At 71.0% G+C, this 248-nt stretch carries 1 pseudogene; it reads left to right on the top strand.

Annotation, left to right across the window (positions count from 1 at the left end):
• A pseudogene (locus IG78_RS0141335) lies at window positions 1-248 on the top strand (IS5/IS1182 family transposase); the annotation flags it as partial.

The raw sequence follows: 248 nt of genomic DNA, 5'->3' as shown, positions 1-248 counted from the left end.
CAGGCGCCAACGTCCACGACAGCCAGGCCCTGATCCCGCTCGTGAAGGGCATACCACCGATCCGGTCCCGCCGCGGCCCTCGCCGCCGCAGGCCCGCAACACTTCACGCCGACAAGGGCTACGACTATCGCCACCTGCGGCGTTGGCTGTCCCAGCGGCTTGGACGCCACCGGTGGACCATCGAGCGCACGATGGCCTGGCTCGCCGGCTGCCGCCGACTCCATCGCCGCTACGAACGCAAGGCCGAG

The sequence above is a fragment of the Streptomyces aureocirculatus genome (assembly GCF_000720475.1).
GTDB classification, from domain to species: domain Bacteria; phylum Actinomycetota; class Actinomycetes; order Streptomycetales; family Streptomycetaceae; genus Streptomyces; species Streptomyces aureocirculatus.
Note: the sequence above shows the minus strand (reverse complement) of the source record. Positions and strands in the feature narration are given on the sequence as shown.